This window comes from Pseudomonas soli, assembly GCF_900110655.1.
Lineage (GTDB): Bacteria > Pseudomonadota > Gammaproteobacteria > Pseudomonadales > Pseudomonadaceae > Aquipseudomonas > Aquipseudomonas soli.
The window spans coordinates 369472-381878 of the sequence record NZ_FOEQ01000004.1; the positions used below are offsets into that span (position 1 = coordinate 369472).

Below are 12407 nucleotides of genomic sequence, written 5' to 3' on the forward strand. Positions count from 1 at the left end.
CACTCCGGCCTTGCTCCCGGGAGGACCGCGCTGAACGCCCCATCCTGGGGCGCAGCGCTTGACGGGCATCCATGCCCGTCACCTCCCTCCGCAAGGCCTGCGTTCGGCCTCCTGAAGTCGCGAAGTTACGGGCGGCGCCTACACTGCCGCAGCTGTCGCTAGTGAGTTTGAAACTAATCTTGAGATTAAGATTAAGATCAAGATCAAGATCAAGATCAAATCTTCATATATTGCATCGCTGTTTTGCAGGGGGCGGCCAGGGTTGCGTGTATCTGCACAGGACCACGAACCATTAATGCAGAATCTGCTTCAAAAACGCCTGTGCCCGCGCCGTCCTGGGCTGCCCGAAGAACACTTCCGGTGAAGAGTCCTCGATGATTTGCCCACCTTCGAGAAACAACACCCGCTCTGCCACCTGTCGTGCAAAGCCCATCTCGTGGGTCACGCAGAGCATGGTCATGCCGGTACCGGCCAATTGCACAAGAACGTCCAAAACTTCGGCCACCATCTCCGGGTCGAGCGCCGAGGTCGGCTCGTCGAACAGCATGATCCTCGGCTTCATGCACAACGCCCGGGCGATCGCCACCCGCTGCTGCTGACCGCCAGAGAGCTGGCTGGGGTACTTGTTCGCCTGGCTTTCGATACCGACCTTGCTCAGGTACGAGCGCGCCCGTTCCTCGGCGTCCCGCCGCGACAGGCCGCGCACGCTCATCGGTGCCAGCAGGCAATTGTCGAGCACGCTCATGTGCGGGAACAGGTTGAAGTGCTGGAACACCATGCCGATCTCGCTGCGCACCTTGGCGGCCTCGCGGCCAGTGCTGGCAAGGTCGGTGCCGGCCACGCGAATGCTGCCCTGCTGGGCGATCTCCAGGCGGTTGATGCAGCGGATCAACGTCGACTTGCCCGAGCCCGAGGGGCCGCAGAGCACGATCCGTTCGCCCTCGCGTACCGACAGGTCGATATCGTGCAGCACATGGAACGCGCCGTAATGCTTGTTCAGGCCCTCGATACGGATCAGCTCCGGGCGCGGGTCGGGGGCAGGGTGCCGGCTGGCAAGGCTCAAGGGTGCGGTCATCTTGTTGTTCTCCCGCTCAAGGTTCAGGCGAAGCGTGCGGTGCTGTAGGGCGCAGGGTCGGTGAAGGGGCGCTCGCCGGTCATCAGCTCCGCCAGCAGGCGGCCGCTGACCGGGCCCAGCGTCAGGCCATGATGGGCATGGCCGAAGTTGAACCACAGCTGCTTGTGCAGCGGCGCCGGGCCGATCACCGGGCGCATGTCCGGCAGGCACGGGCGGCGGCCCAGCCAGGGCTTGTCGTCCAGGCGCTCGCCCAGGGCCGGGAACAGCTTGCGCGCGAGGGCCTCGCAGCGGCGCAGCTGGATCTCATTGGCCGGGGCATCGCTGGCGGCGAATTCGATGCCGGTAGTCAGGCGCACGCCCCGCGCCATCGGCGCCAGGACATAGCCGCCCTGGGTGTCGCAGATCGAGTGGCCCAGTTCGGCGCCGTCGCGGGTCGCGTAGTGCATGTGGTAGCCGCGCTTGATCCCCAGCGGAAAGCGGTAGCCCAGCCGTTCATAGAGGTCGGCCGACTGCGGGCCGAGGCAGGCCACCACCTCGTCGGCGGTGACCGTGCCGCGGCGGCTGTCAACCTGCCAGCCACTCTCGACCTGGCGCAGGCTACGCGCATCGCCGTGGAGGAACTGCCCGCCACGCTGGACGAACAGCGCGGCATAGCCACGGGTCAAGCCGCCGGGGTTGCTCACGGTCTTCGGGTCAAGCCAGTGGATGCCACCGATCACCCCACCGTCCAGTTGCTGCTCGCGGGCCTGCAGTTGCTCGCGCTCGAGGATCTCGTAGCGCAGGCCATAGCGGGCCAGGCCTTGAAGGTCGTGCTTGGCCTGGGCGAACAGCGTGGCGTCGCGGTACACCTCGATCCAACCCTTGGCCTGCACCAGCCCTTGCAGGCCGGCGGCTTCGATCAGCGCATCGTGTTCCTCGACGCTGCGCTGCACCAGCGGCAGCATGTCGGCGGCGGCCTTGGCCAGGCGTCCGGGGGCGGACTGGCGCCAGTAGCTGAGCAGCCACGGCGCGGCCTTGGGCAGGTGGGCGAGGCTGTAGCGCACGTCGGGCTGGCGGTTCAGGCCATAGCGCAGCAGGGCGCTGTACTGGCGCGGGAAGGCATAGGGGATCACGCTGGAGCGCTCGATCAGCCCGGCGTTGCCATGGCTGGTGCCGCTGCCTGGCTCGTCGCGGTCGATGAGGATCACCTGGCGTCCGCGGGCCTGCAGGTGCAGGGCGGTGCTGACGCCGACGATGCCGGCGCCCAGGACGATGGTCTGGCAATGCATGGAAGGTTTCCTTCAGTCAGTTCAGGTGGCGGCCCAGGCGGGCTTCCAGGTGTTTCAAGGTGCGCCGGACCGCCTCGACGATCAGCAGGTAGAGCACTGCCGCCCACAGGTAGATCTGGAAGTCGAAGCTGCGCGAGAAGGCCAGCTTGGTCACCCCCATCAAGTCGTAGATCGTCACCAGCGAGGCAATCGCGCTGGCCTTGATCATCATGATCAGCTCGTTGCCCAGCGGGCCGATGGCCACCAGCAGCGACTGCGGCAGGACCACCTTGAAGAAGGTGGTCGAGCGCTTGAGGTTGAGTGCCTTGGCCGCCTCGTACTGACCCGGCGCGACCGCCATCAGACTGGCGCGGAAGATCTCGGCCTGATAGGCCGCCGTGTTGAGGGTGAAGGCGAGCAGGGCGCAATACCAGGCCTCGCGGAAGAACCACCAGAGGCCCATCTCCTGCCAGAAACCCTTGAGCGAACCCAGCCCGTAGTACAGCAGGAACAGCTGGGCCAGCAGCGGTGAACCGCGGAAGAAATACACGTAGCCAGCCGCCAGGCGCCGCAGCACGCAGCTGGGTGACATGCGCGCCAGCGCCAGGAGCATGCCCAGCAGCGCGCCGAGGGTGAACGAAATCGCCACCAGCTTGGCGGTGACCAGCAGGCCATCGACGAAACGCGCGCCGTAACGGTCCAGCAAGTCCGGGTCGAGCACGTAGGCCAGCAGTTGCTCCAGGCTCATGGGCGGGCTCCTTGCAAATGGCGGTTGCTGCGCCGCTCGAGCAGGGCGAAGACCCTGCCCGACAGCGCCGAGAACAGCAGGTAGACCAGGCAGGCGACGCTGTAGAACAGCATCGGCTCCTTGGTCACGCTGACCGCGAGGTTGGTCTGGCGCATCAGGTCGATCAGCGAGATGGTCGAAACCAGCGAGGTGTCCTTGAGCAGGCTCAGCCAGTTGTTCGACAGGCCCGGCAGGGCGATGCGCGTTAGTTGCGGCAGCACCACCTTGAAGAACCCGGTGCGCTTGCCCAGGCCCAGGGCCGAGCAGGCCTCCAGCTGGCCCTTGGGCAGGGTCTTGAAGGCCATCAGCCAGATCTCGCTGGAGAATGCGGCGAACACCAGGCTGAAGGCGGCCATGGCGGCGAGGAAGGTGTTGATCAGCACCTCGCCTTCATAGCCCAGCGCGTCGAGGAGCTTCTGCGCGGCGATCTGGCAGCCGTAGTAGATGATCAGCAGGGTGAGCAGTTCTGGCAGGCCGCGAAACACCGTGGAGAAGAGGGTGGCCCAGGCCCGCGGCAGGCGTTTGCGAGAACGCGCGGCGAGCGCCACCAGCAAGCCCAGTGGCAGGCCGATGGGCAGGCAGGCCAGGGCCAGCGACACGGTCACCAGCGCGCCGGCCAGCAACGCCTGGCCCCAGCCGCCGCTGGCGAAGGAAAGCAGGGAGAGTTGATCGAGCATGGCTAACCCCCAGGAAACAGTTGCCCTGGTGGGAGCGGGCTTGCCCCGCGATGGCGTGGTTCACTGATCAGGCGCCATCGCGCGGCAGGCCGGCCTCCACGAGATTACTGGTAGATGTCGAAGGCGAAGTACTTGCTCGCGATCTTCTGGTAGGTGCCATTGGCCACGATCGCCGCCAGCGCCTCGTTCAGCCGGGTGCGCAGGGCCTGGTCGTCCTTGCGTACGGCAATCGCCGCGTCGGCCTTGGTGCCGTCGACGTCGCCGAGGATCTTGCAGCAGTCCTTGCCATTCTTGTTCAGCCATTCGTGCAGCGGGAACTTGTCGGCGATCACCCCGTCCAGGCGCCCGGCGGCAAGGTCTGCGTTGGCTTCGTCAAGGGTCGGGTACAGCTTCACGTCCGCGCCGGCCTTGCCGTATACATCCTCGGCGTAGATCGCCTGGGTCGAGGCGGATTGCGCGCCGACCGTGTAGCCCTTGAAGTCGGTCTGCGCGTCGCTGATCGGGCTGTCCTTGGCGACGGCCACGGTCAGTGGGGTGCGGTAGTAGTGGTCGGTGAAGGCGATCTTCCGGCGCCGTTCCTCGGTGTCGATCATCGAGGCCACCACCGCGTCGTACTTGCGCGCCATCAGCGCCGGAATGATGCCTTCCCAGTCCTGGGCCACCAGGGTGCACTCGACCTTCATCTGTTCGCACAGGGCATGGGTGATGTCGATGTCGAAGCCGTGCAGCTTGTTGTCGGCGTCGACGTAGTTGAAGGGGGGATATGCGCCTTCAGTGGCAAAGCGCAGGGTCTCGGCACTGGCGTGGCCCGCCAGCAGCAGGGCGCACGCACCCACCACAGCCATGGTTCCTTTCATCTCGCACCTCGGTCATCGCACTCTTGCTATTGTTGTTTGCCCGCCGGCCACGAGGTGTAGCCGACGAACTCGTTATGTAGAGCGGCAGTTGCTTCCAAGCGTTTTTCAACATCTGGTCCGAGCTGCTTGCAGACCTCGTTGACCATCAGGTGCACCCACGACAGCATGGTCGCGGTGGATTCCCAGAACAGGTTGAATTCGGTGGGGATGCGGAACACCTCGTCGGCTTCGGCATCGGCCCAGTCACAGAAAGTGTCGGTGACCAGGGTCACCGGGATGCCCAGCGCACGGGCCTTGTGGCACAGCTGCAGGGCGTGGCGCGAATAACGGCGTGCTTCGAACACCACCAGCGCGGAGTCCTGCGGGCGCCCCAGCAATACCTCGCCGAAATGCCCGGCGCTGCCATCGACCAGTTGCACGCCGTCGCGCAGGTACTGCAACAGGTGGCTCATGCACATGGCCACGCCACGCTCGGTCTGAAAGCCGGCGACGAATATCCGGGGTCTATCGGCCAGGCGGCGGGCGACCTGTTGCCAGGTCTCGCCGCGGCTGTACTCGTGCACGCGCACCAGCGCGGCCATTTCCAGCTCCAGGCTGCCTGAGCGCTGGTCGTCCTCGGGTTGCTGGCGAAACGCCTGCAGGCGGTCGCCGGCCAGCCACGGGCCGTCGCCCAGGTCGTTCTGCAGGTCCTGCTTGAGAGCCTTGAGGTGGGCATAGCCCAAGGCGCGGCAGAAGCGGCCGACGCTCGATTCGCTCACGCCCAGCTTGGCGGCGATGCTGGCCGAGGTCTGGAAGGGCAGTTCGTGGAGGTTGGCGAGCATGTAGCTGGCGATCTGGCGGCCCGAGGCGGCAGCGCTGTGCAGGCTGCTTTCCAGGCGTTGCTTGATCGATTGGCTCATGGTCGGTTCCGGTTGATTTCTGGCGTGGAAGCCAAAATGGCTGTTTTCTGTCATCAAGTCAATATTTGACAGATAGCTGTCATTGGCGGGAAAGTCTGTGCAGTTGCGCTGTAGCGATTCCAATTCCAAGAAAGGAGCTCCAGATGTCTTCACCTTCCACCGGCCCTGTCGTGCGCGTGCCTTTTTCCGAACTGCAGGCATTGCTCCAGGCAATCTTCGCGCGGCATGGCTGCAGCGCGGCAGTGGCCGCCGTACTCGCCGACAACTGCGCCAGCGCCCAGCGTGACGGTGCCCACAGCCACGGGGTGTTCCGTATTCCCGGTTATGTCTCGACCCTGGCCAGCGGTTGGGTCGATGGCCGCGCCGAGCCGCAGGTAACCGACCTGGCACCGGCCTATGTGCAGGTCGATGCCAAGGGCGGTTTTGCCCAGCCGGCCCTGGCCGCGGCCCGCGCGCTGTTGGTGGCGAAGGCGCGCACGGCCGGCATCGCGGTGCTGGCGATCCACAATTCGCACCATTTCGCCGCGCTGTGGCCGGATGTCGAGCCATTCGCCGATGAAGGCCTGGTGGCCCTGAGCGTGGTCAACAGCATGACCTGCGTGGTGCCCCACGGTGCGCGCAAGCCGTTGTTCGGCACCAACCCCATCGCCTTCGCCGCGCCTTGTGCGGGGCACGACCCGATCGTCTTCGACATGGCCACCAGTGCCATGGCCCATGGCGACGTGCAGATCGCCGCCCGGGCCGGCGAACAGCTGCCGTCGGGCATGGGCGTGGATGCCGCCGGCCAGCCGACTACTGACCCCAAGGCGATTCTCGAAGGCGGCGCCTTGCTGCCGTTCGGCGGCCACAAAGGCTCGGCGCTGTCGATGATGGTCGAACTGCTGGCGGCGGCGCTGACGGGGGGGCATTTTTCCTGGGAGTTCGACTGGTCCGGGCATCCGGGAGCAAAGACCCCATGGACCGGGCAATTGCTGATCGTGATCGACCCGGCCAAGGCGCAAGGCCAGCGTTTTGCCCAGCGCAGCCGTGAACTGGTGGAGCAGATGCAGGAAGCGGGGCTGACGCGCATGCCGGGAGAACGGCGCTACCGTGAGCGTGAAGTGGCACTGCGCGAAGGCGTGGGATTGTCCGAACGGGAGCTGGCCGAGTTGCAAACACTCGCTGGCTGAACCCAAGTTCCATTGTTCAGGGTACCGGTGCGGACCTGCTTCGCACCGGTGTCCGGCCTTCCACCGCACTCTGCTCAACGTGAGCGCTGCGCCTCCCTGGTGTTGAGCCCCGCTGCTCCTGCCGTTGTCCCCCCTTCCCATGTCAGCCCGCCCCCCCGCGATCCATTAGCGTTCCGAGCATTTCCGACTGGCAAAAGCAGGATGCTTACCAATGCTCTTCAGCGAACTCATGGCAGCGCTTTCCACCCGTGCGATCCGACTCCAGCGCGAGGAGGCCGACCTGATCGTCGAGGGCGATGACGACACGCTCGATGAGGTGTTGTGGGACGCATTGGCGACGCACAAGCCAGCGCTGCTGGAGATGCTCGCGGGCCTGGAGGATGGCTGGCTGAGCCCGGCGCTGCGCATAACCCCCGACATGCTGCCCCTGGCCGGGCTCGACCAGGCCGCCATCGACCGCATCGTCGCCACGCTGCCTGGGGGCGCGGCGAATCTGCAGGACATCTACCCGCTGGCGCCGCTGCAGGAGGGCATGCTCTACCACCACCTCACGGCCGCCGAGGGCGACCCCTATGTGCTGCAGGCCCAGCTGCGTTTCGCCAGCCCGGCGCACCTGCAGGCGTTCGCCGAGGCGCTCGACTGGGTGATCCAGCGCCATGACATCCTGCGCACGGCACTGGCCTGGGAATACCTGGACCAGCCGTTGCAGGTGGTGTGGCGCAAGGCGCCGCTGGCGTGCGAGGCAGTCGGGAACCTGGACGGTGACGAGCCGCTGGAGCAACTGCGCGCCCGTTTCGACTCGCGTCATTACCGCATGGACCTGGCCCAGGCCCCCTTGCTGCGCCTGGTACATGGCCAGGATCGCGATGGCCGGGTGCTCGGCCTGCTGCTGTTCCACCACACGGTCATGGACCACACCGGCCTGGACATCGTGCGCCGCGAGATCCACGCCTATCTCGCGGGTGACAGCGAGCGTCTGCCAGCCCCGGTGCCGTTCCGTGACCTGCTGGCCAGGAGCCGCCAGGCCCAGGACGAACAGGCCCATGAAGCATTCTTCGGCGCCATGCTGGCCGATATCGATGCGCCGACCCTGGCCTTCGGCGTCCAGGAGGTGGCCGGCCAAGCCATGGAGGAAGCCCGAGTCACTCTGGATCCCGGCCTCAGCCAACGCCTGCGCGCCCAGGCCCGGTCGCTCGGGGTCAGCCCGGCCAGCATCATGCACCTGGGGCTCGCGCGCCTGTTGGGCGCGTGGTCCGGGCGCGGGTCGGTGGTGTTCGGCAGCGTGCTGCTGGGGCGCATGGCGGCGGGCGAGGGCGGCGAACACGCCCTCGGGATGTTCATCAATACCTTGCCGCTGCGGGTCGACCTGCAGCGGCAGGGTGTGCGGGATGCACTGTTGCTGACCCACCGCCAATTGACCGCACTGCTCGGCCACGAACAGGCACCACTGGCCCTGGCCCAGCGTTGCAGCGGTGTGGTGGCGCCGATGCCGTTGTTCAACAGCATGCTCAACTATCGCCATAGCGCGGCAGGTGACGCCGCCGCGGTGATCGCGGTGGCGCCGGGCATCGATGTGGTCGGCACCGAAGAGCGTACCAACTACCCCTTGAACCTGGCGGTCGATGATCTGGGTGACGATCTGCGCCTGACGGTCCAGGTCCTCGCTGAATGGGGCGCCGAGCGACTGTGCGGACAACTGCGACAGGTGTTCGAGGGGCTGGTGGAGGCGCTCGAGCGCGCCCCCGACCTGCCCGTGCTGGCGCTGCCGGTGCTGACGCCCGAGGAGCGCCATCAACTGCTGACCGGCTGCAACACCACGGCCGCCGAACACGATCTCGACCAGCCGCTGCACGCGTTGTTCGAGCGCCAGGCGCTGCTGCATCCACAGGCGGTGGCCATCGAGGCGGAAGGTGGACAGCTGACCTATCGGCAGCTCAACGAACAGGCCAACCGCCTGGCCCACCACCTGATCGCCCTGGGCGTGCGCCCCGACGACCGGGTGGCGATCTGCGTCGAGCGTGGCCCGTCGATGGTGGTCGGCCTGCTGGCTATCCTCAAGGCCGGTGGCGCCTATGTGCCAGTGGACCCGAGCTACCCGGCCGAGCGCATCCGCCACATGCTCGTCGACAGCGCGCCGTTGGCGGTGCTGGTGCACGCGGCCACCCGCGAGGTGCCGGGCCAACTGGCGGTGCCGCGTGTCGACCTCGACCAGGCGGGCTGGGAAAGCCTGCCGGCGACCGACCCACGGGTGGTCGGGTTGACCTCGCGCCACCTCGCCTATGTGATCTACACCTCCGGCTCCACCGGGCTGCCCAAGGGCGTGATGGTCGAGCACCGCAGCGTGGTCAACCTGGTGCACTGGAGCGCCGGGCTGTGCCCCGCGAAGGCGGGCGCCGCGGTGCTGCACAAGACCCCGATCAGTTTCGACGCCTCGGTGTGGGAGCTGTTCTGGCCGCTGGGCAGCGGCCTGCGCCTGGTGCTGGCGCGGCCGGACGGCCAGCGTGACGCGGACTATGTGGCGCGGCGGATCATCGAGTCCAGGGTCAACGTGGTGCAGTTCGTGCCGGCGCTGTTGCAGCAGTTCCTCGAACAGGCGCGCAGCGCACAGTGCGGCAGCCTCACCGACATCGTCTGCGGCGGTGGCGAGCTGACCGAAGCCCTGGTGCGCCAGGTGCGCGAGCGCTTGCCGCAAGTGCGCCTGCACAACGTCTACGGCCCCACCGAAACCACGGTCGATTGCAGCGTCTGCACCCTGGAGCCCGATCAGCCCGTGCCGGACGGCGCGCTGCCGATCGGCCGGCCGATCGACAACACCCGCCTTTACGTACTGGACGGCGCGGACCAGCCGCTGCCGTGGGGCGTGGCCGGGCACCTGCATATCGGCGGCGTGGGGGTAGCGCGTGGCTACCTGGGCCTGGCCGGGCAACAGGCCGAACGCTTCATCGACAGCCCGTTCGTGCGCGGCGAGCGCCTGTACCGCAGCGGTGACCTGGTGCGCCAGCGCGCTGACGGTTCGTTGCAGTTCCTCGGTCGCAACGATCACCAGGTCAAGCTGCGCGGCCTGCGTATCGAACCGGGCGAGATCGAAGCCTGCCTGAGCCGCGTGGACGGCGTGCGCGAGGCGCTGGTGCTGGTCCACGAACACCCGCACAGCGGCCAGCGCCTGGTCGCCTACCACACTGGCCAGGATCACGCCGCGCAGTACCTGCGCGAGCGTCTGCTGGAGCAGTTGCCCGAGTACATGGTGCCGGCACTGTTCATCCACCTCGATGGCATGCCGCTGACGCCCAACGGCAAGGTCGACCGCAAGGCCCTGCCGGCGCCCGAAGCACCGGTGCGCCAGTACCAGGCGCCCCAGGGCCCGATCGAGACCGCCCTGGCGGCGATCTGGGCGGACCTGCTGGGTGTCGGGCCAGTGGGGCGTGACGACAACTTCTTCGAGCTGGGCGGCCACTCGCTGCTGGCGGTGCGCCTGGTGGAACGCATGCGCCAGCAGGCGCTGGCGGCCGATGTGCGGGTGCTGTTCAGCCAGCCCACGCTGGCCGCGCTGGCGGCGTCGGTGGGTGGCCGGGCCGCTGTCGAGGTGCCGGCCAACCGCATTCCGGCAGGTTGCACGCTGATCACCCCGGACATGCTGCCCCTGGCCGATCTCAATCAGGACGCCATCGATATACTGCTGCGGCAGATCCCCGGTGGCGTGGCCAATATCCAGGATATCTACGGCCTGGCGCCGTTGCAGCAGGGCATCCTCTACCATCACCTGGCCAGCGAAGGCGCCGACCCCTATGTGGTGCAGGCGCGTTTCGCCTTTGCCGGGCAGGCCGAGCTGGACACCTTCGTCGCCGCGCTGAACCAGGTCATTGCGCGTCACGACATCCTGCGCACCAGCCTGCATTGGCAGGGCCTGGACGAGGCAGTGCAGGTGGTCTGGCGCGAGGCGCCGCTGCTGCTGAGCCCGGCGCTCGAAACGCCACGGCTCGACCTCGGCCAGGCGCCCTTGCTGCGCCTGAGCAGCCAGCGGCAGGACGGACGCCTGGAGGCGACCCTGCTGCTGCATCATATTCTTGTCGACCACACCGCCGTGGAACAGCTGATGCTCGAAGTGGGGGCACTGTTGCAAGGCCCCGCAGAGCTGCCGGCCAGCATCCCGTATCGCAACTACGTGGCCCAGGCACGCCTTGGCGCGGACCCTCAGGCCGACGAGGCACTGTTCCGCGAGCTGCTGGGCGATATCGACGAACCGACCGAAGCGTTCGGCCTGCGCGAGGCGATGGCCGAAGCCCATTCGGTGGGTGAAAGCCGCTGGCCATTGGAGCCGGCGCTGATCGCACGCCTGCGCGGGCAGGCCAGGGCGCTGGGGGTCAGTGTCGCCAGCCTGGTGCACCAGGCCTGGGGCCAGGTGCTGGCGCAGATGTCCGGACGCGAAGAGGTGGTGTTCGGCACCGTGCTGCTTGGTCGCCTGCAGGGCGGCGAGGGCGCCGACCGGGCGCTGGGCATGTTCATCAATACCTTGCCACTGCGGGTCAGCGTGGGGGCTGCGGGCGTGGCCGAGGGCGTGCGCCTGACCCACCAGCGCCTGGCGCGCCTGCTGGCCCATGAACAGGCTTCCCTGGCCCTGGCCCAGCGCTGCAGCGGCGTGCCGGCCTCGCAGGCGCTGTTCAGCAGCCTGCTGAACTATCGCCACAGTGCTGGCCAGCCTGCGCAGGGGCCCGTCTGGCAGGGGATTGAACTGTTGACCGCGCAGGAGCGCAGCAACTACCCGCTGGTGGTCAGCGTCGACGACTATGGGGATGATTTCCGGTTGACGGTGCAGGCCGTGGCGTCGGTCGATGGCGAGCGCGTCTGCCGCTTGCTGCAGTGGGCCTTGACGCAGTTGGTCACGGCGCTGGAGCAGGCGCCGCAGGTCGCGCTGCACAGCCTGCATGGGTTGCCCATGGTCGAGCGCGACTGCGTGCTGGGTCGCTTCAATGCCACGGCACGCGACTACCCGCGCGACCTGGCCGCCCACCGCCTGTTCGAAGCCCACGCCGCGAGTACGCCAGAGGCACTCGCAGTGATCCACGGTGAACGCCAGTGGAGCTATGCCCAGCTCGATGACCAGGCCAACCGCCTGGTCGTCTACTTGCTCGAGCAGGGCGTGCGCGCCGGTGATCGCGTGGCCTTGTTGCTGCCACGCTCTTTCGACCTGTTGGCGGCCCAGCTGGCGGTAAGCAAGTGCGCGGCAGTGTTCGTACCGCTTGACGGCAATGCCCCGGTCGAGCGCCAGGCGTTCATGGTCGGTGACAGCGGGGCGGCGTTGCTGCTGACCCATAGCGACCAGCCCGAAGTGGCGGGCCCGTGCCGGGTCGAACTCGACCGGCTCGACCTGAGCACCTATACGGCTGCGCCGCTGGGCCTGGCGGTGGACGCCGGCAGCGCGGCGTACATCATGTACACCTCCGGCTCCACCGGCACGCCGAAGGGCGTGCAGGTGCCGCACCGGGCCATCGTGCGCCTGGTGATCAACAACGGTTTTGCCGACTTCAACCACCAGGACCGCGTGGCCTTCGCCTCCAACCCGGCGTTCGACGCCAGCACCCTGGAAGTCTGGGCGCCGCTGCTCAACGGTGGCGCGGTCGTGGTGATCGACCAGGACCAGGTGCTGTCGCGCCAGGGCCTGCGCGAAGTGCTGCTGGATCAGGGCGTCACCGTGCTAT

The 12407-nt window shown here is 67.3% G+C and carries 8 protein-coding genes; 2 read left to right on the forward strand and 6 right to left on the reverse strand.

Going from position 1 to position 12407, the window contains the following annotated elements; translation table 11 throughout:
- Positions 1 to 292: 292 nt before the first annotated feature.
- The 6 genes from BMY03_RS12695 to BMY03_RS12720 form a co-directional block, all read right to left on the reverse strand.
- Positions 293 to 1075 carry an amino acid ABC transporter ATP-binding protein gene (locus tag BMY03_RS12695; RefSeq protein WP_023632410.1) on the reverse strand — a complete coding sequence of 261 codons (783 nt, stop codon included), beginning with the start codon at positions 1073 to 1075 and terminating at the stop codon, positions 293 to 295.
- A 23-nt stretch (positions 1076 to 1098) separates the two neighbouring features.
- Positions 1099 to 2343 (reverse strand): NAD(P)/FAD-dependent oxidoreductase, encoded by a 1245-nt coding sequence (locus BMY03_RS12700; protein ID WP_094011244.1) that lies wholly within the window; start codon positions 2341 to 2343, stop codon positions 1099 to 1101.
- 16 nt (positions 2344 to 2359) lie between these two features.
- Positions 2360 to 3070: an ABC transporter permease gene (locus tag BMY03_RS12705; protein ID WP_023632573.1), complete on the reverse strand. Its 711-nt coding sequence runs from the start codon at positions 3068 to 3070 to the stop codon at positions 2360 to 2362.
- Positions 3067 to 3786: an ABC transporter permease gene (locus BMY03_RS12710; protein WP_094011245.1), complete on the reverse strand. Its 720-nt coding sequence runs from the start codon at positions 3784 to 3786 to the stop codon at positions 3067 to 3069. The genes BMY03_RS12705 and BMY03_RS12710 overlap by 4 nt, the downstream gene beginning before the upstream one ends.
- A 104-nt stretch (positions 3787 to 3890) precedes the next feature.
- A complete protein-coding gene (locus tag BMY03_RS12715; protein WP_023632571.1) occupies positions 3891 to 4643 on the reverse strand; it encodes a transporter substrate-binding domain-containing protein in 753 nt (250 codons plus the stop codon).
- Positions 4644 to 4669: 26 nt separating this feature from the next.
- On the reverse strand, positions 4670 to 5542 hold the full coding sequence (locus BMY03_RS12720) for a MurR/RpiR family transcriptional regulator (protein ID WP_038706048.1): 873 nt from the start codon (positions 5540 to 5542) through the stop codon (positions 4670 to 4672).
- A 143-nt stretch (positions 5543 to 5685) separates the two neighbouring features.
- On the opposite strand from BMY03_RS12720, the gene BMY03_RS12725 reads away from it, so the two are divergent.
- Positions 5686 to 6711, forward strand: coding sequence for an Ldh family oxidoreductase (locus tag BMY03_RS12725; protein WP_094011246.1), 1026 nt, complete (start codon positions 5686 to 5688; stop codon positions 6709 to 6711).
- A gap of 211 nt (positions 6712 to 6922) precedes the next feature.
- On the forward strand, positions 6923 to 12407 hold a 5485-nt coding region (locus tag BMY03_RS12730), incomplete at its 3' end, for a non-ribosomal peptide synthetase (RefSeq protein ID WP_143067543.1).

Coding starts and splice junctions, on each gene's coding strand:
- BMY03_RS12710 (WP_094011245.1), bottom strand. CDS start 3,786: ATGCTCGATCAACTCTCCCTGCTTTCCTTCGCCAGCGGCGGCTGGGGC.
- BMY03_RS12725 (WP_094011246.1), top strand. CDS start 5,686: ATGTCTTCACCTTCCACCGGCCCTGTCGTGCGCGTGCCTTTTTCCGAA.
- BMY03_RS12720 (WP_038706048.1), bottom strand. CDS start 5,542: ATGAGCCAATCGATCAAGCAACGCCTGGAAAGCAGCCTGCACAGCGCT.
- BMY03_RS12715 (WP_023632571.1), bottom strand. CDS start 4,643: ATGAAAGGAACCATGGCTGTGGTGGGTGCGTGCGCCCTGCTGCTGGCG.
- BMY03_RS12695 (WP_023632410.1), bottom strand. CDS start 1,075: ATGACCGCACCCTTGAGCCTTGCCAGCCGGCACCCTGCCCCCGACCCG.
- BMY03_RS12700 (WP_094011244.1), bottom strand. CDS start 2,343: ATGCATTGCCAGACCATCGTCCTGGGCGCCGGCATCGTCGGCGTCAGC.
- BMY03_RS12705 (WP_023632573.1), bottom strand. CDS start 3,070: ATGAGCCTGGAGCAACTGCTGGCCTACGTGCTCGACCCGGACTTGCTG.